The sequence below is a fragment of the Amphritea sp. 1_MG-2023 genome (assembly GCF_030547545.1).
GTDB lineage: Bacteria > Pseudomonadota > Gammaproteobacteria > Pseudomonadales > Balneatricaceae > Amphritea.
Map to the genome: position 1 here is coordinate 86,944 of NZ_JAUOQE010000004.1, position 21,506 is coordinate 108,449.

17 protein-coding genes are annotated in these 21,506 nt (G+C 49.1%); 8 read left to right on the forward strand and 9 right to left on the reverse strand.

Annotation, left to right across the window (positions count from 1 at the left end; genetic code table 11):
* Window positions 1-81 precede the first annotated feature (81 nt).
* Window positions 82-1,512, forward strand: coding sequence for a M48 family metalloprotease (locus tag Q4488_RS03990; protein WP_303579170.1), 1,431 nt, complete (start codon window positions 82-84; stop codon window positions 1,510-1,512).
* 133 nt (window positions 1,513-1,645) lie between these two features.
* Here Q4488_RS03990 and Q4488_RS03995 read toward each other — a convergent pair whose 3' ends face one another.
* The gene (locus tag Q4488_RS03995; protein WP_303579171.1) at window positions 1,646-2,071 is read right to left on the reverse strand and encodes a heme-binding protein; all 426 of its coding nucleotides are present in this window, start codon (window positions 2,069-2,071) and stop codon (window positions 1,646-1,648) included.
* 206 nt (window positions 2,072-2,277) lie between these two features.
* Between Q4488_RS03995 and Q4488_RS04000 the strand changes: the two genes are divergently transcribed.
* Window positions 2,278-2,619, forward strand: coding sequence for a DOPA 4,5-dioxygenase family protein (locus Q4488_RS04000; protein WP_303579172.1), 342 nt, complete (start codon window positions 2,278-2,280; stop codon window positions 2,617-2,619).
* Window positions 2,620-3,172: 553 nt separating this feature from the next.
* Window positions 3,173-3,490, forward strand: a complete 318-nt coding sequence (locus Q4488_RS04005) for a NifB/NifX family molybdenum-iron cluster-binding protein (RefSeq protein WP_303579173.1) — start codon at window positions 3,173-3,175, stop codon at window positions 3,488-3,490.
* A 142-nt stretch (window positions 3,491-3,632) separates the two neighbouring features.
* Here Q4488_RS04005 and Q4488_RS04010 read toward each other — a convergent pair whose 3' ends face one another.
* The 3 genes from Q4488_RS04010 to Q4488_RS04020 are packed head-to-tail and all read right to left on the reverse strand — an operon-like array spanning window position 3,633 to window position 6,070.
* Window positions 3,633-4,688 carry a succinylglutamate desuccinylase/aspartoacylase family protein gene (locus tag Q4488_RS04010; RefSeq protein WP_303579174.1) on the reverse strand — a complete coding sequence of 352 codons (1,056 nt, stop codon included), beginning with the start codon at window positions 4,686-4,688 and terminating at the stop codon, window positions 3,633-3,635.
* 6 nt (window positions 4,689-4,694) lie between these two features.
* Window positions 4,695-5,606, reverse strand: coding sequence for a 30S ribosomal protein S6--L-glutamate ligase (gene rimK / locus Q4488_RS04015; RefSeq protein ID WP_303579175.1), 912 nt, complete (start codon window positions 5,604-5,606; stop codon window positions 4,695-4,697).
* An 8-nt stretch (window positions 5,607-5,614) separates the two neighbouring features.
* On the reverse strand, window positions 5,615-6,070 hold the full coding sequence (locus Q4488_RS04020) for an ATP-dependent zinc protease (RefSeq protein ID WP_303579176.1): 456 nt from the start codon (window positions 6,068-6,070) through the stop codon (window positions 5,615-5,617).
* A 695-nt stretch (window positions 6,071-6,765) separates the two neighbouring features.
* On the opposite strand from Q4488_RS04020, the gene Q4488_RS04025 reads away from it, so the two are divergent.
* The gene (locus Q4488_RS04025; protein ID WP_303579177.1) at window positions 6,766-8,499 is read left to right on the forward strand and encodes an autotransporter assembly complex family protein; all 1,734 of its coding nucleotides are present in this window, start codon (window positions 6,766-6,768) and stop codon (window positions 8,497-8,499) included.
* Window positions 8,496-12,344, forward strand: a complete 3,849-nt coding sequence (locus tag Q4488_RS04030) for a translocation/assembly module TamB domain-containing protein (RefSeq protein WP_303579178.1) — start codon at window positions 8,496-8,498, stop codon at window positions 12,342-12,344. The genes Q4488_RS04025 and Q4488_RS04030 overlap by 4 nt, the downstream gene beginning before the upstream one ends.
* A 16-nt stretch (window positions 12,345-12,360) precedes the next feature.
* Here the strand turns inward: Q4488_RS04030 and mtgA are convergent, their stop codons facing one another.
* Complete coding sequence (mtgA, locus tag Q4488_RS04035) at window positions 12,361-13,053, reverse strand: monofunctional biosynthetic peptidoglycan transglycosylase (RefSeq protein WP_303579179.1); 693 nt, start codon at window positions 13,051-13,053, stop codon at window positions 12,361-12,363.
* Window positions 13,054-13,205: 152 nt separating this feature from the next.
* On the opposite strand from mtgA, the gene Q4488_RS04040 reads away from it, so the two are divergent.
* Window positions 13,206-14,195, forward strand: coding sequence for a 5'-nucleotidase (locus tag Q4488_RS04040; RefSeq protein WP_303579180.1), 990 nt, complete (start codon window positions 13,206-13,208; stop codon window positions 14,193-14,195).
* Between the two features lie 33 nt (window positions 14,196-14,228).
* Here the strand turns inward: Q4488_RS04040 and Q4488_RS04045 are convergent, their stop codons facing one another.
* Entirely contained in the window at window positions 14,229-15,107 is an 879-nt protein-coding gene (locus Q4488_RS04045) for a DMT family transporter (RefSeq protein ID WP_303579181.1), read from the reverse strand.
* 58 nt (window positions 15,108-15,165) lie between these two features.
* Window positions 15,166-18,072 carry an insulinase family protein gene (locus Q4488_RS04050; RefSeq protein ID WP_303579182.1) on the reverse strand — a complete coding sequence of 969 codons (2,907 nt, stop codon included), beginning with the start codon at window positions 18,070-18,072 and terminating at the stop codon, window positions 15,166-15,168.
* Between the two features lie 365 nt (window positions 18,073-18,437).
* Between Q4488_RS04050 and Q4488_RS04055 the strand changes: the two genes are divergently transcribed.
* Complete coding sequence (locus tag Q4488_RS04055; protein ID WP_303579183.1) at window positions 18,438-19,034, forward strand: phasin family protein; 597 nt, start codon at window positions 18,438-18,440, stop codon at window positions 19,032-19,034.
* A gap of 95 nt (window positions 19,035-19,129) precedes the next feature.
* On the opposite strand, the gene Q4488_RS04060 is transcribed toward Q4488_RS04055, so the two are convergent.
* Window positions 19,130-20,356 (reverse strand): UbiH/UbiF/VisC/COQ6 family ubiquinone biosynthesis hydroxylase, encoded by a 1,227-nt coding sequence (locus tag Q4488_RS04060; protein WP_303579184.1) that lies wholly within the window; start codon window positions 20,354-20,356, stop codon window positions 19,130-19,132.
* A 268-nt stretch (window positions 20,357-20,624) separates the two neighbouring features.
* On the reverse strand, window positions 20,625-21,098 hold the full coding sequence (locus Q4488_RS04065) for a Crp/Fnr family transcriptional regulator (protein ID WP_303579185.1): 474 nt from the start codon (window positions 21,096-21,098) through the stop codon (window positions 20,625-20,627).
* 151 nt (window positions 21,099-21,249) lie between these two features.
* Between Q4488_RS04065 and Q4488_RS04070 the strand changes: the two genes are divergently transcribed.
* Entirely contained in the window at window positions 21,250-21,498 is a 249-nt protein-coding gene (locus Q4488_RS04070; RefSeq protein WP_303579186.1) for a GrxA family glutaredoxin, read from the forward strand.
* Window positions 21,499-21,506 lie beyond the last annotated feature (8 nt).

A 21,506-nucleotide genomic window follows, 5' to 3' on the forward strand; every position in this document is an offset into this window, starting at 1 on the left:
CCAAAAAACGGGGTATTATAATCCACAATGACATCAAACTGTTTTTTGTTGCCACGCAAACTCAGCATAAGGATTAACAATTTGCGCACCGGACTTATACGATACCTGCTCGCCAGCCTCTTGTCTTTAAGCTCTATCGCACCGCTGCAGGCCAACGAACTGCCACTGATTGCCAATAGTTCCGCGACAATTTCACTGGAACAAGAGTTTCAGCTGGGTCGCACCTGGGCTCGCTTACTGCGTGGTAGTGCACCCGAATATGGTGACCCGCTGATTGTTAATTATATCGATGGCTTGCTGTGGAAAATCGCTGCCAATAGTCAACTTCAAGATCATCGACTCGAACTGATTGTCCTCGACACCCCAGTCTTAAATGCTTTTGCAGTGCCTGGAGGTGTTGTTGGTATCAATGCCGGCTTGCTGCTCGGGGCTCAAGATGAACAAGAATTTGCCTCAGTTATCGCCCACGAGCTGGCTCACCTATCGCAGCGTCATTACGCTCAGCAATTAGAAGAAAGTCGCCGCAACACACCTTTATTGTTAGCCGGTGTACTCGCCAGCGTTCTATTAGCCACCGCCGATGCAGAAGCCGGTATGGCAGGTATAACCTCATCCATGGCGGCGGGACAACAAGCCAGCATCAATTTCACGCGCAGAAATGAACAAGAAGCCGATCGTATTGGTATGCAGAATATGGTCAATTCCGGTTTCGATCCCTATGCGATGCCACGCATGTTTTCTCGGCTGCAACGAGCCAGCCGTTTTATTGGCCAAAAAACGCCTGAGTTCCTGCTCACTCATCCCGTGACCGAGTCGCGCATTGCCGATGCTGAAAATCGAGCGAGTCAACTACCCTCGCCCGCTTACAAGCCTCAAAACTACGATTATCAACTGCTAAGAAAACGCGTTGAAGTCTTCTATACCGATAATCTCGATCAGTTAATTAAAACCTATCTCATCAGTGCGTCTGACGATCAAATAAGTGCCTATGGATTAGCCTTGGCATTACTCAAAAGACGGGATTTCACAGCCGCTGAAACGGCACTGAAGAACCTTCCGTCAGCGCTACAACGTCATCTTTATATCCGACTGACCTATGCCGAGCTGGCACTCGCTGCAGGCAAACAACAAGATGCGCTGCGACAGATGGAGCAATTGAATAAACTCTACCCCGATAGCTACCCCGTTAATCAACGTTATGCTAAAGCACTCAGTGCAAATCATCAGTTTACCAAAGCAGCCCGCGTGTTAAGCGAACTCAGTCGGCGATTTCCAAGCAATAGCTATATCTGGTATGAACTGGCAGAAACGGAAGGCCTGGCCGGCAATACTCTGGGGGTCCATGAAGCCCGCTCTGAATACTTCTTGCTGACCGGTGCGACGGATAAAGCGCTACGTCAAATTGACTTTGCACTACGAGAAAAAAACCTCTCGAATAGCGACATTGCTCGACTCGAAGAGCGCAAACGGGAAGTCGAACGTGTTAGAGAGCAAATCAAAAACACTCTCTGAGAGGTCCTAACCTCAAGCATTTACCAATAAGCGAAACCTCTCTGCAGGTCTCACTTAAGCCATATGCCACACATTATCAACGTAATGATTACTCATAGCCCTATAGCTTATAAATCAACGACTCTAACAGCCTTTAGCTGCTCAATAGCACTGCTATGGCGGCTTCAGCACAGTCGATATCCTCAGCGACCTTACCTCCAGACACACCAACAGCGCCAACCACCACGTCATCAAGTCTAGCCGGAAGGCCACCGCCAAACAGCGCCACTTTGTCATGTTGTGCTAAACCGTTGGCCAGCACCGACTGCCCTTCCAGCACATCAGCCCATCGATCTGTCTTGGATTTAAACTGCACCGCGGTATACGCTTTTTTCTCCGCATAATCCATCGATGGCAGCGGCGCCCCCGGTTCACGCAGTGACACCAAGCGGTTACCCGCACTATCGACCACCACAACATTAATCTTAATACCTAATGCATTACCTTTATTAATAGCGGCCTTGGCCATTAATAAAGCACTATCCAATGTCAGCGATAGTTGTACATGAGTCTTATTCATCGGTTTTCCTATGATATTTTCACTGTCGGCAGGTTGTTATTGATCTAGCGTTGATTACACCGTATTTTAAATCGACTCACGGGCTGACTCAAAACAGCGTCAGCTGCGCGTTAGATTTACTGCGACCCCGTCATCGTGTCATAACAATTGCATCGCTGAATCCCTTTACTCTATGATCGTTATACCCATAACCAACAGGACAGATTATGACACACATCACCTCAGAAATTTTAGCCTACCACGCGCATGTTTACTTCGACGCGAATAGCCTCAAACAAGCGGAAGAACTGTGCGAGCAGGCGCGTTATACACTGAATATATCGATGGGTCGAATCCATCAAAAATGCGTAGGCCCGCACTCTGAGTGGAGTTGTCAGCTATCCTTTAGCGCTGAACAATTTGCCGATGTCATCCCTTGGCTTATGCTCAATCGACATGGGCTCACTGTGTTTATTCACCCCGTGACAGGCAATGATCTCAACGATCATACGCACTACACCATGTGGCTAGGCGATAGTAAACCGCTCAATATCGCGCTATTTCAGTAAACAGCCTTCACCTGCCTCAGTAACGTCCGTTAGCATCAAACGCCATGCCTTGCGGCCCCCGCCGTAAGGTTGAACACAGCACGTCGTGCCTATAGTGATAATCATAACAACACGCCCCCTGTGAAGCTCAGCTTTACAGCGCCCGCCTTCGGCCTTAACAGCCACTTGCTTACTGTCGTCTCGACGAAAACAAGAATATGATGGATTATTAATTTAGCGATTGCTAATATATAAGTCAGCCTAAGACTTAGCTGCAATGAAACAGGCCAAATAAGCAGCCCTGAATCGAACGTTTTAAACTCAAAGCGCTCGATTAAAGCTTTGAATCAAAGTTCTGAATCAAAGTTCTGAATCAAAGTTCCGAATCAAAGTTCCGAATCAGAGCAGCCGACAACAGCAGCGTTTAACAAACGGGCATTTAACTAACAGGCGTTTAATACAGAGAAGCGCGGGTAAAAACCACAGATGCTCATCAGGCCGGTGAACATCCATAACCAGATAACGATACCGTCGCGACTTAAACAGCCATGCAATATCACTAGGAGATAGGCTTATGAAAATTGCCGTAACCAGCCAAAATCGGAAAACCGTGACAAAACACGCCGGCACCTGCCGTAAATTTTGGATCTACACTATCGTTGATCAACAGATCACCGAACAACAGTTACTCGAACTCCCCAAAGAACAGTCTTTTCATAACAGCGAAACCGCTGGGCCGCTCGTAGAGATGATCGATGTCCTACTCACCGGCGGCATGGGCGAAGGCCTGCCGCGACGGCTAGCCCGCAGCGGCATTACAGCACTGATTACCGATGAGACCGACCCGACTACCGCGGTCAATCGCTATCTGGAATCGCAGGTAGCGCTCTAAGATGAAAAGAGCTTACCCTGCCCGCCGGTTGACACAGCCTCGGGCAGGCTTAATAAATAGCGCTTACCGCCGACAAGCCATAACGGCAACAGTCATCGAGCCGTTGCCGAGACGCCCAGCCAGGCGACCTCAACTCACCATACTAACCCAGCTCGTTATCGAGATCTTCCGGCATGGGGTGAGCCTCGATTTGTTCGGTAATCCGCTCCACCTGCTTTTCGGCCGCTAAGCTACTCGCCTCAAAGCGTGCCAGGTGATACAAAGCATCACCCTCATTCACCACCGGAATATTATTCTGGCCGATGATAATACCCGAGTTCGGCGCTATCACTTCCTCCTCTTGAGTGCCAAATGGTGACGCGACAATACCCATCGATTGACCCTTACTGACGCGTTGCCCCACCGATACAACCGATCTAAAAACCCCATCTGAATTAGTTCGCAGCCATGACGAGGAGTTTGCCACAACCGAAGTTAACTCTTTTTTCGGGCGTTTCAGTGCCGGCAACATGTTGAGGTAACGCGCCACATTCATGACCCCTCGAATACCGCCGCGAATCGCACTATCATCGAAACGCAAGGCTTCACCCGCTTCATACAAAATCAGCGAAATACCCGCCTCATCGGCACACTGCCGTAAGGAGCCATCCCGAAGTTTAGAATCGATTATCACCGGTGCACCAAAGGCACTGGCCATCTCTCGCGCAATCGGATTATCAAGATTGGCTCTAATCTGTGGCATATTGCTACGATGAATAGCCCCCGTGTGCAGATCGACAACATGAGTACAATGCCCAAGGACTTGTGTACGGAAGATATAGGCAATACGGCTGGCCAACGAACCCTTTTCACTGCCGGGGAAGCAACGATTAAGATCGCGTCTATCGGGCAGATAACGACTCTGCTGAATGAAACCAAAAATATTCACTACCGGTACGATAATCAGTGTACCCGCTATCCGTTGCAGCGACTTATGTTTCAATAGCTGACGACAGATTTCAACGCCGTTTAGCTCATCTCCATGAATCGCTGCACAAACCATTAACGTTGGGCCCGCCCGTCGACCGTGAATCACCTCAATATCTAAATCCAAGTGAGTATTGGTGTACAAACGGGCCAGATCTACATGGATAGTTTTACGTTCCCCAGGCTGCACAACACAGCCGGCAATCTCGATAGGCTGATTCAATTTAGACATGCTTGCTTAACCTTTGCCACGAGTACGTGTTGAAGCCTTTTTGGCTTCCATATTTTTTTCAATAAAACTAATAATACTGGACGCGACATCTTTACCCGTCGCCCGTTCAACGCCTTCAAGGCCGGGACTGGAGTTAACTTCCATCACCAAGGGGCCCCGCTCTGAACGCAACAGATCCACTCCAGCAACATTCAGGCCCATCGTTTTCGCGGCTAACACCGCGGTTGCACGTTCTTTAGGCGTAATACGCACCAATGATGCCGAGCCACCGCGGTGTAAATTAGAACGGAACTCACCCTCTTTACCCTGTCGTTTCATGGCCGCAACCACCTTATCGCCAATCACTAAGCAGCGAATATCGGCCCCACCCGCCTCTTTAATAAATTCCTGCACCATAATGTTGGTCTTCATTCCCATAAAGGCTTCTAGCACGCTCTCAGCAGCCTTACGGGTTTCTGCCAACACCACACCAATCCCCTGAGTCCCTTCCAGTAGTTTCAGCACCACCGGTGCACCACCGACCATATCCAACAGATCAGGGATATCACCCGGTTTACTGGCAAAGCCCGTGATCGGCATACCGACTTTCTTACGGGAAAGTAACTGCATGGAGCGCAACTTATCCCTTGAACGACTAATCGCCACTGATTCGTTCAGGGGGTAGACTCCCATCATCTCCAGCTGACGCAGTACCGCCGTGCCATAGAAAGTCACGGAGGCGCCGATACGCGGAATCACCGCATCAAAGCTACCTAAGTCTTCGCCTTTAAAGTGAATACTGGGCTCTTCAGAGTTGATATTCATATAACAGCGCAATACATCTAACACTTTAACTTCATGACCCGCCGCTTCAGCCGCTTCGATCAAACGACGAGTGGAATACAGTGATACATTTCGGGACAAAATTGCAATTTTCATAAGAGTCCTTATAACTCAGGCTGTTGTGTGCCTGGGGATATTAAGTAAGCGCCTTCTGGGTCGACTAAAAAGCGGCCATTCATGGCAGTTCGACCAAGCAGCATTCGAAAACGCATGGTATCTCGGCTGGTCAATGTCAATTCAATCGGATACTGCTGCTCGCCAATCACGACATTAGTTTCAATCACGTAACGCTGACTCTGATGACCACCGGAATCGGTCACGGTGCGAATATCCTTAACCGGCATTTCACAGGTTACCACCTCGTCAGTGTCATACTGATGAGGATGAACATCGAAGCTGACCCAATCCTTTCCCTCGCGCTGAAAAGGTTCGACACGAAATGCATGTAAAGCAGAGGTACGCGCGCCTGAATCGACTTTCACTTTAATCTGTTGAATGCCCAGCTCCGGTAGTGATACCCATTCGCGCCAACCAATTACTTTTTTATATTCATTGCTCAAAACAATCCCTCCGCCATCCAACTGCGAATTTAAGTAACCTATGACAAACTGCAAAGTACAGCTAATTCACCGCCCCCGCGTTTACAGGTTAATGACCATTAATACCGCAATAGAGCAGGCTCATCTGCGTATTAGATACGTTAGGGAGACTATATACATCATTATTGACGGCACGGATAGCTGAGAAACAAAGTTATGAAAAAAACCGTCTTTTATCGATTCAATGCATCAAAACAACGCCGATTCACCCGACCATCCGGTACCCATCACTCCACCCGCGCACGCGCTGTTATCAAACGGCACTGAGATCAAACGACACGGGATTAACCATCACTAAGCTCGCTTGACGTTCCGCGTGGGAGCCCTGCCGATTTGAGCCCCACCAGCGGGCGAAACTCGTTAGCGGTCTCATTCATAACGGCTGACGCAACATTAATTGATTATAGTATTAAAACGGCGATCAACCGCTATAATTGCCTTGGGAAGGTGCGAATAAGTCCGTTATATTCTCTGCGGACATTAGAATGGCCAGATACGCGAAAGCCAGTGCAGCGAAATGTCTGGACCTTTTCAAGCTGGCTGACAAAGTAGATGACCATTCTAATATCCGCCCTTCGGGGCTTACAGAGGCGTAATTGACTTATTCGCACCTTCCCTTGAGGCCTCCTCAGCAATATAACAATAGACACCGGATAATGACTCTGACACGCCTGATACTCGTATTAATGCTCAGCAGCACCTCATTGCCGTTGCTAGCAGGCACGCTTGCCATCAGCCTTGAGGGGGTCAACGCTGAACAAACGCTCAATATCCGTCATTTTCTGAGTATTCAAGCACTGGAAAAACAGCAGATAAGCAATCCAAGTCGATTACGATACCTGCATAATCTCGCCGAAAGTGAGATCAAAACAGCGCTACAGCCCCTCGGTTTTTATCAACCAACAATCAATACAAAACTGATCAAACAGGGGCAGGACTGGCAAGCACACTACCGCATTGTCCCCGGTCCGCTGATGCGTATCACGCATGTCGATATTCAACTCTCCGGCGAAGCTCAAGACGATCCTGCCTTCACACAGCTGTTGTTAAAACCAACACTACGGATAGGCCAACCGTTCATTCACAGCCAATATGAGCAGTTCAAAAAACAGTTAAGTTCATTAGCCGTTGAACGCGGCTATTATGACGCCGAGCTCACACAACATCGGGTTGAAGTCAATCTGTCAGACTACTCATCAAGCGTGACACTGCATTTCAATAGTGGCCCTCGCTTTAAGGTCGGCAAGATTAGTTTTGCCCCCAACCCACTGGATAATACCTTTCTGCAGTCTTATGCGTTGTTCTCCTCGGGAGATCCGGTACACAACCGTCAATTGATCGATCTGCAAAGCGCCCTGATCGATAGTGATTACTTTCAACGGGTCGAAGTGCGCCCGCTCTGGAATGAGATGAGTAACACCGAAGTGCCCATATTCATCGATCTAGATGCCAACAAGAAAACCAAATATCAAACGGGGTTAGGTTATGGCACGGATACCGGCGCGAGAATGAAACTCGGCATGAGCAAACGCTGGCTCAACAATCAAGGACATCAGTTCAATACGCAACTGCTAACCTCCGAAATAATCACCAACCTCTCGGCAGAATATTCCATTCCGGGCGTCAATCCTCGTGAAGATCGTTATGCGATTCAACTGAGTTTACTGGATGAATATTCCGATAGCATCGATACCCGCAATTACACCATCGGCCTCTCGAAGCAACAACAACGGGGCAGTTGGCAACAAGTACTCGCACTTAACTATCAACAGGAAGCATCGACCTTTAGTGGCGAGACGGATACCTCTCACTTTTTGATCCCTCAAGTTAACTACAGCACACTGTCGACCAAAAACCGCCTTCGGGTTAAACAGGGTTATCGTCTGGCAGCGCAACTTCGCGGTAGCAGTCAAGCGCTGCTATCCACCGAAGACTTTATTCAAACCCGTCTGACGGCTAAAGGTATCTACAGTTTAAGCAATAAACTCCGCATACTCGGTCACGCAGAAGTCGGCACCACTTGGGTGAATAATTTCGACGCCCTACCCGCCAGCCTGCGTTTCTTTACCGGCGGTGATAACAGCGTACGCGGCTATGACTATAAAAGCCTCGGGCCGCGTGATGATAGCGATGACGTGATCGGAGGACGCAACCTGTTGGTCGGCAGTGTTGAAGTCGATTATCGCTTAATCGACAATTGGGGCGTGGCTGCGTTTATTGATAGTGGTAACGCCTTCGATGATACCCGCATCAGCCTGTATACCGGTATCGGCATCGGCTTACGCTGGTTCTCTCCCGTCGGCCCAGTACGTTTCGATCTTGCGGTGCCGCAAAATAACGACGCTGACAATAGTGTGCATCTGCATTTCAATCTAGGAGCCGATCTGTGACCGCTGAGACTCATCACACGGCAGCAGCCCCTCGATCGTACCTACGCTGGGTCAAATACTTTTTCAGCTTATTGGCCGTTAGTTGTGTTTTACTCCTCGCCATGAGTGCCTACTTGCTCGGCACCACCAGCGGCCTCCGACAGTTACTGACTATGAGTCAGCACCATCTCGCGGGCCAACTAGAGGTTAAACAGATTAACGGCTCGTTGTTTGATCGCCTTGAGCTAACCGGTGTCGACTATACAGAACCCAACATGACGCTATCTGTTAATCGAGTACAATGGGATTGGCAGCCAACCGCGCTGTTATCGGGTCACTTACAGATTATCCAACTCAGTATCGATCAGCCGGTTATCACCCTAACCCATCAGGCTAAATCTGACTCGCCCGCTGAGGCGGTAATACTCCCCGATATCAGCTTACCGCTGTCTTTGCAGATCGAGCAGCTACAGGTGCAGCAACTGCGCCTCAAGCAAGTCACTCAAGGCGGTCAAGCTAGCAGCGCGACGGTTATTGACAATATTCAACTGCGGCTGCATAGCGAAGCTCAAACACTAATACTCGAACAACTCGCTATTACGGCAGCGCCAGCCCATATCGCCATCGATGGTCAACTGACCCCTAGCGGACAGTTCCCTCTTCAGCTCAACACTCAATGGACCATTAAGTTACCCGAGAAACCCTCACTCAGCGGTCAAGGTGTCATTCAGGGCACCTTACAAGGCGACCGTCATGAGCTAACCATCCAACAGACACTCTCTGGTTTAATTAGCACCTCATTATCGGCGGCCGTACATAACCTGTTTGAGACTCCACAAGGACAGATCAAGCTCGATGATTTCAGCACCGACTTAGCGCCCTTCTCTACCGCGTTGTCAGACCGTCAGCTAAGTGGCTCGGCACACCTTGAGGGTAATATCGATACCGCGCAAATGCAGAGTCGCTGGCAAACCAGCCTGCCCGATATCGGTGATACCGCATTGACCATGAAACTCCGTTTAAGCGGCAGCCAACTCAACATTGAACAGCTGAATATCACTCAACTCGCGCCGCCTAAAGCCGATAAAGAGTCAACGCAAAAACCTTTAGCCATAAAAGTACACGGAGATATTAATCTTTCCACGAGCCCCTTAAGCTTTCATATTAATGGCCAATGGAACAACCTGCGTTACCCCTTGACGAGTGAAGCTGAATATCTGAGCCCCGCGGGGCAACTGGAGATTAAGGGTGATGTACAACACTATCGAGTCATGCTCAACAGTGCTCTATCAGGCCCCCGTCTTCCTGCTGGCCATTGGCAACTCTCTGCCACCGGTAGCGAGCAAGCCTTAACCGAGGTGGTCTTAACTGGCGATACCTTGGATGGCGCCGTGAAGCTGACCGGTCAGCTTGCTTGGCAACCCTATCTAAGCTGGCAATTCAATCTCGATGCACAACAATTAAATCCCGCTCAGCATTGGTCAGCCTGGCCAGGCAGACTCGATATCGCAGCCTCCGTTGAAGGTCGAAAAGCCGTTGATCAACCACTCCAACTGCAGCTGCAACTGACATCTCTGACGGGGACATTACGGCAACAACCGATCTTCGGGCAGGGCAACATTAATCTCAATGGCACGCGTATTGCCATTCCACAGCTGCGCCTAAATATTGCAACAACAGAACTAGAAACGCAGGGTTACCTCGATGAAGCATACGCACTGAGGTGGGCAATCCTCTCTCCCGATTTGCATCACTTACATCCAGAACTAAAGGGCAGTTTAACGGCAACAGGCAGCTTAACGGGCACGCGAGCCCAACCCCACGTCATAGCCAAGCTTGAAGGACAAACGCTGCAATTCAATCAACATCAAAGCGCTACGCTATCCGCCGATATCGATATTGACCTTAATAGAGCTAATCGTTCCTCTCTACAACTGTCAGCGACACACTTAATCCTTGCGGATCAATCATGGCAACAACTCAGCCTCAATGGTCAAGGCAAGGTAACACAGCATCAGCTCAGCCTCAAAGCGGAGCAAGGACCTATCGATATCGCGCTCAACCTGAACGGCGGCTGGCAAGCGGCTCAGTGGCGCGGCGATATCAGCCGTCTCGATTTACGGCAAGCAGATCTCGACGAATGGCAGATACAACAGCCAACTGGGCTGCAACTATCACAGCACTCATTCGCCTTAGATCAACTCTGTCTGCAATCGCGCCGTCAAGTAACCAGCGCCCTCTGCCTTAAAGGCAACGGCTCAACACTGAATGGCATAGCCGGCGCTTTAACCACGCAGCAACTATCATTGACTTTGTTACAACCTTGGATGCCAACTCAAGCGGTATTAAAAGGTAACCTTGAAGCGGATATACGCTTCTCTCAAGCCCCGCATAAAGCGCCGATAGTAACCGGCTATGCGCGCTTAAATGGTACCGAATTAAGCCTCGCAGAGGAGGATTTACAGATCGTTGCCGGCACGATCACCTTGGATATCGAGGCACAAAACAATCAACTCAAGAGCACCCTATCGCTGCCATTACAGCAACCGGCCGGTCAACTAACGGCACACATCAACATGACCGATCTTAACGCTAGTCAGCAACTCAATAGCGAGATTGATTTGGCTCTCAATGATCTTAAATTCGTATCCCTGTTTACGCCACAGTTACAGGCCATTAGCGGACAGATCCACTCAGCTGTATCAATCACTGGACGTGTTACTCAACCGATCGTTGAGGGTCACCTAACGCTTAGTCAGGCCAGCACAGATCTACCCGCATTGGGCATCAAACTGGAAGACATTAACCTTAGCGTTAAGGGAAAACCCGGCAATCATAACCTTCAGCTCAAGGGACAGTTTCAATCCGGTGGCGCTATTCAGGTGAACGGTCAATACAACCCGCTCCGCGATAGCGGCCAAATCTCATTCCAAGGAGAGCACTTTAAAGCGATCGCTACCGAAGAGATTCAAGCCTGGATTTCACCTGCGATGACACTCGCTATCGCTCCGACAAAAATCACTGTGCGCGGCGAGTTGAACATTCCCGAAGCCACGATTAAACCACCTAAACTAGACGCCAGTGCGGCACTCTCAGACGATGTCGTCATTATTGATCCGCACATCGAAACACAGCCGCTTGCCAGCGACAACCGTCTCTTAGATGCGCAACTACGTATTACGCTGGGTGATAAAGTTTATTTAGATGCGCTCGGCTTTAAGGGTCGCCTGCTGGGTAGCGTGCTCATCGAAGACAACGGCCGTCAGGTCACCCGCGCCACCGGTATCATGCAGGTAGCAAGCGGTCAATATCGACTCTATGGTCAGGATCTCGATATCGATCGGGGTAGCTTAATCTACAGTGGTGGCCCGATCGATAACCCCGGACTCGATTTACGCGTGGCTCGAACCATCGATAAGGTCACCGCGGGAGCCAAAGTCTCCGGCACCCTCAGTGACCCGCAGCTAGCGTTATATTCTGATCCCAGCATGCCAGAGAGCAGTCAACTCTCTTATCTAATATTTGGGCGTGCGCCGGGCGCCAGCGGCAGTTCATTCACCGAACAAGAGCTATTATTTAAGGCCGCCTCAGCGCTAACCCTGAAAGGCAGTAATAGCATCGCGGAACAGCTATCGGAAACCTTTAATATTGATGATCTTGGTGTGACGGGCGATAGCGCTAGCGAGACCTCGCTCTATATCGGCAAATACCTATCACCGCGCCTCTATGTTAAGTACGGCGTAGGGTTATTAGAACCCACGCATACTTTCTTTATGCGCTATCGACTGAATCAAGCCTGGAGCGTTGAGACACAGACGGCCAGCGAGCATAACGGCGGCGATATTTTCTACACCCTAGAACGCTAGCCAACAGCGACGCCGATCATGGGCGCCAATGATTAGCGCCTAGCAATCCCATCTGACGTTGAATCCACTGAACTCTCTGCCACACGTAGTCGCTCGGGTAAGCCGCACTTAAACGATAGGGATTAGGCAGTACGGCGGCTAATCTAGCCGCCTCTCGTTGCGTCAGCTGCTGAGCCGACTTTTTAAAATAGACCTGACTGGCCGCTTCAACCCCATAGATCCCGGGCCCAAACTCAACAATATTCAGATAGACTTCGAGAATTCGAGGCTTGTTCCATAACACTTCCAATAACACCGCGAGTCCGGCTTCAATCGCTTTTCGCAGATAACTCTTAGCGGGCCAAAGAAATAGGTTTTTCACCGTTTGCTGCGTCAAGGTACTTGCCCCTCTTACTCGCTCGCCGTTTTGATTATCGCTGAACGCATCCAGAATCGATTTAATATCCAACCCCCAATGGGAGGGAAAGGTCTGATCTTCCGAGGCGATCACCGCCAACTGCATCGCCGGCGAAATCTGCTGTAGCGCTACCCAGTGATGCTGACTCTGCGCCGGATAGCCATCGGGCGGATTAAGGTCTCGCTGCAGTTGCCACATCCATACACTCGGATCGACAAAGCGCAATAATAGCACCAGCAATACCGGAAGCAGCAATAGCAGTAACACTATGCGCCACAACCCTTTACGAAAACGACTCCAGAAAACTGTCAATGTCGGCCACCCTAAGAATAACAAGGCCGCATAATACCGAATACTGACGTTTTTTTGAACAATAGCCCGAGATGATTATTAACGCACTCTGTGTTTAACTACGCTAACGTGAGACCGCTATTAACCCTTAGCTGCAAGAGGATGCATCCAAGATGACATTTGATCTCAAAGAGGTGTTGGTGATTGGTGTTTCCAGTCGCGCGCTGTTTGACCTGGAACACGAAAACAGTATCTATCAGCAGCAAGACGTGGCGGCCTATCGTCGTTATCAATATGAACAAGAGCACAAATTACTCGGAAAAGGCACCGCTTTTCATCTTGTCGAGGCCCTGTTGAGCCTTAACAAGCTATCCGATGAACGCCTTGTGGAAGTGGTTGTGATGTCAAAAAACAGCCCTGACACCGGCTTACGCATACTCAAATCCATTCAGCATTATCAACTGGATATTACCCGTTCGGCGTTTACTGGCGGCGAACCTCTCAGCCCTTTTTTACACGCCTACCGTGTTGATTTACTGCTCACTCGTCACTCGGATGATGCTCAAGTGGCAATTGACACTCAAGATTGTGCCGCCGCGCTTATTTATGATCCACCGGCAAGCTATCAGCCCGACCGTGATAAAATTCGAATCGCCTTCGATGCCGATGCCGTGCTGTTCTCGGATGAATCTGAATACATTTACAAAACAGAAGGGCTAGAACGATTCCAACAAAATGAATCGGATAATGAAGATGTCGCCTTGCCCGACGGCCCGTTTGCGAAGCTCGTACGAGTATTATCGCGTCTCAACCGTAAGCTGGGGGTCGATCGCTCTCCGTTGAGATTATCGATTGTGACCGCCCGTAACGGTCCCGCGCACCTGCGTGTTATTAAAACCCTGCGTCAATGGGATGTGAATGTCGATCAAGCCTTTTTTCTCGGCGGAATGAGTAAAGAGCCCGTCTTAAGTGCACTGCGCCCACATATCTTTTTTGATGATCAGCCGGCGCATCTACTGCAAGCCTCGAAAAGAGTCCCCAGCAGTCAGGTACCTTATCGCAGCGACTCTCAGATTCAACAGCTGCAACCCGTCAAGCCAAAACACCAAACAACAGCAGAGACACTTAGCAAGCGCACGACACTGAAGCAGAAATCAACCTAACATTCAACGACTCAGCGCCCGTGGCAGCAGCGCTTACAGCGGATCAATCACACGCTTGACCGGCTCATGCTTGGCTAACATCGCCACGATGCCTGCGACACTGACACAGAAAATCCCCAGCAGTGTGTGCAATCCGAGTACTTCATTCCATATCAGCCAACCCAATAAAACCGCCATCACAACCGAACCATAGGTAAAGGGAGCCAATTGACCCGCTGACGCTAAGCCATACGCTTTACTCAGCAGTAACTGTGCAACGGTTGAGGTAGCCGCCAGTACGATCAGCCAGCTAAACTGCAACCCCGTTGGACCCGCTCCCGTTAGCCAGGCGGGTATCGCCGATAATAAGGCACTAAAAAAAGCAAAGTAAAACACGATCAACTGTGGCGATTCACTGACCCGCAGTCGCCGCACTGTCACCTTCGCCAAGGCCCCTAAACAGGCTCCCAGCAGGGCGATCAAAATGCCAATATTCAATGCCCCCTGCTGTGGATTTAAAATCAGTGCAACACCGACAAAGCCCATCAAGATAGCCAACTTAACGCGCTGTGTAATTCGCTCGCCAAGCCACCAAAACGCAATGAGCGGCATAAAGAAGGGAGCTGTCTGTTTTAATAACGCCGCCTGAGCCAAAGGCAGGTGACCCCAGGAATAAAACAAACAGGTCATGGCCGTGACACCCACCGCTGCGCGCATAAAGTGAAAACGTAAGGTTTGTGTTTGCAACACGGCAAGCCCCTTACGCATCAACCAAGGCATGAACAGCGCTAGACCGAGTAGATTACGAAAAAACACGATCATTTCAGTCGGCAGTTCGTCAGAAAGCTGTTTAATGACCATACCGGATAACACGAGGAACATCTCAGAGAGTAAGATCAGCGCCGCGCCCAGCAAAAGTTGATTACTTTTCATAAAGAAAAAAAGCCCGTCTGTCACTGACAGAGGGGCTTGATCGGTTCCTGCCAATAAATTAAATAGCAATAATTTCGAACTGATCCGTCAACGCAGCGGCCGCCGTCGGACTGGTGACCACAGCAACACTGGCGAGTTCAGGCTTCAGATAGCATGCCGCTACACGCTTGAGATCATCGAGCGTGACAGCCAGAATCCGTTTCCGGAAAGCCTCTCGCTGTTCAGGCGTACGTCCAAACAGCGCGCTATGATAAGCCTGTTTCGCTTCGCCCGCTGGTGATCCAGGCTTATCAATACTACTGACAATGCCAAGAATCGCTTCTTCCAGTTTTTGTGGCTCAAGTTCACTACGCTGCAACCACGCAATCGAGGCATCGAAGTCGGCCAATGTCTCCGTTAAACGAGGATCGCGATAAGAGAAGAAACGGAATACCGCATCGGCAGAATCCTGACCGGCACCGCCGCCATAAGCTCCACCCTGCTCACGCACGGCCCGATGCAGGAAACCATTACGTAAAAAATCACCCAACACGGTAAGCGGTGCCGCATCCGGATGCTCCACCGGCACGGTCGGGAAAGCCTTGGCACAAAAGTTAACCTGAGTGCTGGTCGTCCAAGCCTGCTTGACTGCCGCACGAGTAGGCGGCAATGAGAAGGCTTCAAAGTCGCTGCAACGCTCGGTTTCAGGCCAACGGCTCGCCATGGTTTCAGCCAATTGTTGTTGATGCTCTGCTTCCGTTACGATAAGAAAGCGCTGTGGGGCGTTAAGCATCTTCTGATGTAATTGCGTCAATTCAGCCGCCAACTGCTGCAACTTTTGCTCATCACGTAGGGCTTCATCCAGCGCTTTAATGGCACGAATGCTTTGCAATCCACGCTGCTTGTGAGCCAACTGCCCCCCTGGAGATAATTGACTCACCGCCGCCATCATCGCCAGACTATGTCCCTGACCGGTGACACTTTGCTCTTTACGGGTGCGCGTCTGCGACACTAACTCACGGATGCGACTCAATTCATCAAACCGCACGGTATGCAGTGTCTTGTACATGAGTTCAGTTAAGGCCGACTGTTTATTGAGTAACGCTTTACCCGATAACGTCATAAAGCCGCTCACTTGCTGCTCATCATTAATATTCGCACGCACCGACGCATAAGCATGAATACCACCGCAAACCTGAGATTGAAGCGCCTGAGTCTCCTGATAGCTCATGCCGTCACAACCTAGCTCAGTCAAACAATGACTATAGAGCGGTAAGAGTTGCTGTTCCGCCTCACTCAATGCCGGTAGATCCATAATCACCTGCTGATACACTAAGCCATTGGTTCCCTGCGGATAAAAATGATAGTGGAAGCCATTGAAAACGGCTTCACTCCCCTGAGGAATATGCATTTGCGCAGGCACATCCTCGATAGTCACTTTCGGTAATAGCGTTTCATCATCGATTTGATTTTGACGTTGCTCTAGCGCTTTAGCCTGATCGATTACCGCCTGCTTGTCGGTTTCACTCAACTGCTGCCGTCGCGCTTCTAGCTGTGCTTGTTCCGCAGCATCCCGTCGGCTTGCCAATTTGGCATCTGGGCGTAGGGTTAATCTGACGCGATGCGGGTTATCCAATAATTCACGCACCATCGCGGGAATAAAGTCAGTATCCTTGATCGCCTCACGCAGCTTTTCCAACACCGGATCAAGGTTAAGCAAGGCGATCGGATCGCCTCGGTGAATAGCCGATGATAGCGACGCCAAAATTAAGCTCATACCATAAGGGTAGCCGTCGCCACTGATCTCTCGCTGACTTAACTCAAGCTGATGTAGTGCCGCTTCAAGATGCGCTTGCGGCACCCCGTTTTCAGCGACATTGGCGAGTGTGTCCAACACCAGCTGTTCGAACTCGGCCGCTTTGTCAGGCTCGCTGCCCTCGATGCCACACATCAAGGCCATCTCTCGATTGGAATCCTCTAAACCGCACAGCGGTGAGGGTGACATCCCTAGATCGGTTGACTCAAGCGCATAACGCAAAGGTGATGAACTATTATCCAACAACACTCGAGATAACAAATGCGCCTTGAGCTGCTGCTCTAAATCAATACTGGGGCCTAACAACCAAGCCAACACATGATGTGTCTTAGCACTGCAATCTTCGTCATCTAAGGCATAGGCTTCTTCAACTTTAACTGGCGAGAAGTAGCGCTTTTCGTTGTCCACCGAAATTTCATCGCTCAGCTTGTCAAACTTGGACAACGCTTGTGCTTCGATTCGCTGCTGCAATTGTTCAACAGGAATATCACCAAAGGTCATAAAGACCGCATTGGATGGATGATAATGAGTCTTGTAAAAATGTAGTAATTGCGCATAAGTCAGATCGGGAATCGCTTCAGGATCACCGCCGGAGTTGTAATGATACGTGGTGGTAGGAAACAAATAGCGAGTCAACGTCTGCCACAGCATCGATACCGGCGAACTCATCGCGCCTTTCATTTCATTATAAACAACCCCTTTATACACCAGAGGACTGTCTGCATTTGTCGGCTCACTAAACTCAATCCGATGACCTTCTTGAGCGAAATCCAACGGATCTAAGCGAGAGAAAAACGCAGCATCAAGATAAACATCAAGCAGATTAAAATAATCTTTACGATTCTGACTAGCAAAGGGATAGGCGGTCCAATCACTACTGGTAAAAGCGTTCATAAAGGTATTCAGAGAACGTCGACTCATCATAAAAAAGGGATCGCGCACCGGATAACGGGCACTGCCACACAGCGCCGTGTGCTCGAGAATATGAGCAACACCACAGTTATCTTCGGGGACGGTACGAAACGCAACTAAAAATACATTTTCCTGATGATCCGCAGCAATATGATAATGCAACGCACCTGTCTTGAGATGGACGAACTCCTGTACATCGATGCCCAGTGATTCAATTGTTTCTGTGCGCTTAAGCTGAAAGGCCGTTTGGCGGGTCATAGCGTTATCCAATGTCGGTTATCTTATATCTAGATATTGAGATCATTGTAACTAAATCAACATCTTTTGACCTCCTCACATCAAAGAAATGCCACATTCCTGTTACATCCACCGCTAACTGAGCTACAGTTATTACCTGAAAGACCTATATAGTATGAAATTTCACCTAATGTCATATTCACTTCATGATTGAATTTTAGGATTGTACTATCAGGAACTTCTGCTAAACAGTTGTGTTCTTTTATAAAATATCGCTTTGTTGCACCGCATCAATTTAATTGACTTTATTATTATCGCCTAATATAGTATTGAAAATTGCTGCAACGCACAAAGTTTGAAACTCTTGCGATCACAGGTGAAAAAACATGTACGAAGATATGATGAAAGACGTTCAGGAAAATATGAAACCCGTTGTTGATATGGCTGAAATCAACAAGAAAGCCGTTGAAAAACTGATTGAACTGCAATCAGGCTATGTCTCTGACTTTGTTAATGCCACCATGGCGCAAATGCAGGCACTGTCATCTATCAAAGAGCCTAAAGAAGCGATCGAACTACAAGTTGATTATGTTAAGCAACTTGAGACTAAACTGAGCAACGTTGCAGAAGAAGAGATGGCCGCTCTTAACTCAGCTAAAGATGAGTTAACTGCCATTATTGAAAAAAGCTTCGAAGAACTGAACCTCAAAGACATGAACTACTTTGAAGAATTCAGTAAGTTCATGATGCCCGCCGCACCGGCATCGGTAACAGAAGCGCCAGCTAAACCTGCTGCGGAAGCAAAACCTGCCCCGGCGAAAAAAGCTGCGCCTAAAAAAGCCGCCGCACCGGCTAAAAAAGCCGCGCCTAAAAAAGCCGCCGCACCGGCCGCTGCGCCCAAAGTAGCTGCTGAAAAACCGGTTGAGAAACCTGTTGAGAAAAAAGCAGCGCCTAGCGCCAAGAAAGCGGATACCGCTAAATAAGCTTACCGAATAGAAAAATGGAGCCCAATGGCTCCATTTTTGTATCTTTCACCTTGACCGATTAAATACGCTCAGCACGGCGTGCCGTACTATTGTTAAACACCTATTGGCTCACCTCTGGCCAATGCTGGCAATTGACCTTCTAGCCCCATCGCAAAACGCATCACTCGATGCTTCGCCGGTGTGAAACGTTCGGCAGCACCTAAGCCTATATTTCTCAGTAACTTGAGCGGTAACACATCATTAGAAAACACCCGATAAAAGCTATCCATTAATTGCATCATCATTAAGTTATGATGGCGTCTCTGCTGTTCATAACGCTGCAACAACGACAGCTCACTCATATCTAATCCGCTATGATGCCCATCAACAAGCACCTCAGCGAGCGTCGCCGCATCGAGTAAACCAATATTAACGCCCTGCCCTGCCAGCGGATTGATCATATGGGCCGCATCTCCCACCAGCACCACGCCCTCTTTGACATATTGCAAAGCATGCTGACGGCGTAACGGGAATGCTCCTCGTTCCAGTAACGTATCAAGTGCGCCTAAACGATCTGGGAACGCAGTTACCAGCGCCTGTATAAACGCTTCACTGTCTAACGACAATAATCGCTTTACCTCGGCCGGATGGTTATACCAAACTAACGAGGCTCGATGCCCCGACAAAGGCAAAAACGCGCGAGGTCCACTCGGCGTAAATTGTTGCCAAGTAATATCTTGTTGAGGCTTGGCAGTGATCACCGAGGCGACCAGTGCATGCTGATCATAATCCCAACTGTGAACCCCGATACCCGCCGCCATGCGAACCTTTGAGCCACCGCCATCAGCGGCCACCATTAGCTTACCGATCAATTCACGCCCATCGGCCAATCTTATCAAGCTGCAACCGGGAGAATAATCAATATCATCAATCTCTGCCGGACAGATCAGATCAACATTCTCTAATTGCCCCAAACGTTCGAGAAGTGCTAACTGAATCACTCTGTTTTCAACAATGAAACCCAGATGATCAGCGCCGATATCTTGACTGACAAACTCTGTCGCGGCACGTTGCTCATCACTTTCCCACACCTTCATTCGCTGATAGGGACAAGCTCTACGACTGATAATGCCATCCCATACACCCAAGGTTTTAAAAATATTTTCGGACGCAACGCTTAACGCCGAAACCCGAAGATCATGTTCAGAACCGGCAACAAACGGAGGTGGATAAGCCTGATCGATAACCGCTATGTTGAGATCCGTATGACCTAATGCTGCTGCAATGGTTGCGCCTACCATGCCACCACCAACGATTAACAGATCGTACCTGTGTTTCATTCTTTCTCCGTTATTACTACTCAGTACTGTGGACCGACGAGCGATCGTAAGCCGATCAAGGGATTGAATTGTACCGTTACACGATAACCGACTGAAGCGATATCCAAGACCAACAGCAAGATGGCCAACAGCGACTTAATCGATAAATAGACTCATGCGTAGGCTTCAAATACAACAAAGCTCTAGCGTATTGCCAGAGCTTTTAACCGCGCCGTTGAGCCCTGCTAGCCAACATGTCAGGCAACGCTGAGCGTCATCGACGTAAAATCTATGTCGGCCTATCGTTATCTAGGCAAGCCACTAGGTGTTCATCGGTATCCCGCAGTCGACGACTCAGATCGCGCGCCATATTCATGAAAATCAACACATATTGCTCGGGATCGGCTTGATACACAGAAAACAACTGATCCGCTTTAATTTCCACCACTCGACAGGGTTCAAGTGCCTTCACAACACCGCTGCGGGGATACACCCCCAACAACGCCATCGCACCGAAACACTCACCCGGATTGAAACTACGGATCTGATACGCATGACCAGATGCACCCATCTTAAACAAGGCCGCACTGCCAGTCTCGACAATAAAAGAGGAGTCGCCCCGCTCGCCTTCGATAAAGAACGGTTCGCCTGCATCACGTTCAATGTATTGACTACCGTCAAGAATCAATCGAATGATATCTTCACGCAATCCACCAAATACCGGCATGTCTTTAAGCCGATGGACCGGAATATTTTCTGGCACAGTTTTACCTATCATATCGTTATATATTTCATTCTAAACTAAGAATCCCTTAACGATAACCTTTGTCTATCTAAAACATTAAAAAAGCCAATTTGTCTCAAGCTTGATAAACTGTTCCAATACATTCAAACAGATTTAAGGAGAGCAATATATGCAACGAATTACTATATTTGGTCGTAAAGGCTGTGGTTTTTGTACCCGTGCTAAGCAACTATGTGAAATGAAAGGCCTCGATCATCGTTATATAGATATTCATGACGAAGGCATCACCAAAGAAGATCTTGAAAAAACCGTTGGCAAGCCTGTCGAAACCGTTCCTCAAATCTTCCATGGGACTGAACATATCGGTGGTTACACCGAATTGGCAGCCTTTGTTGATGCACAGGAAGCTAATGCGTAATTAAGCTG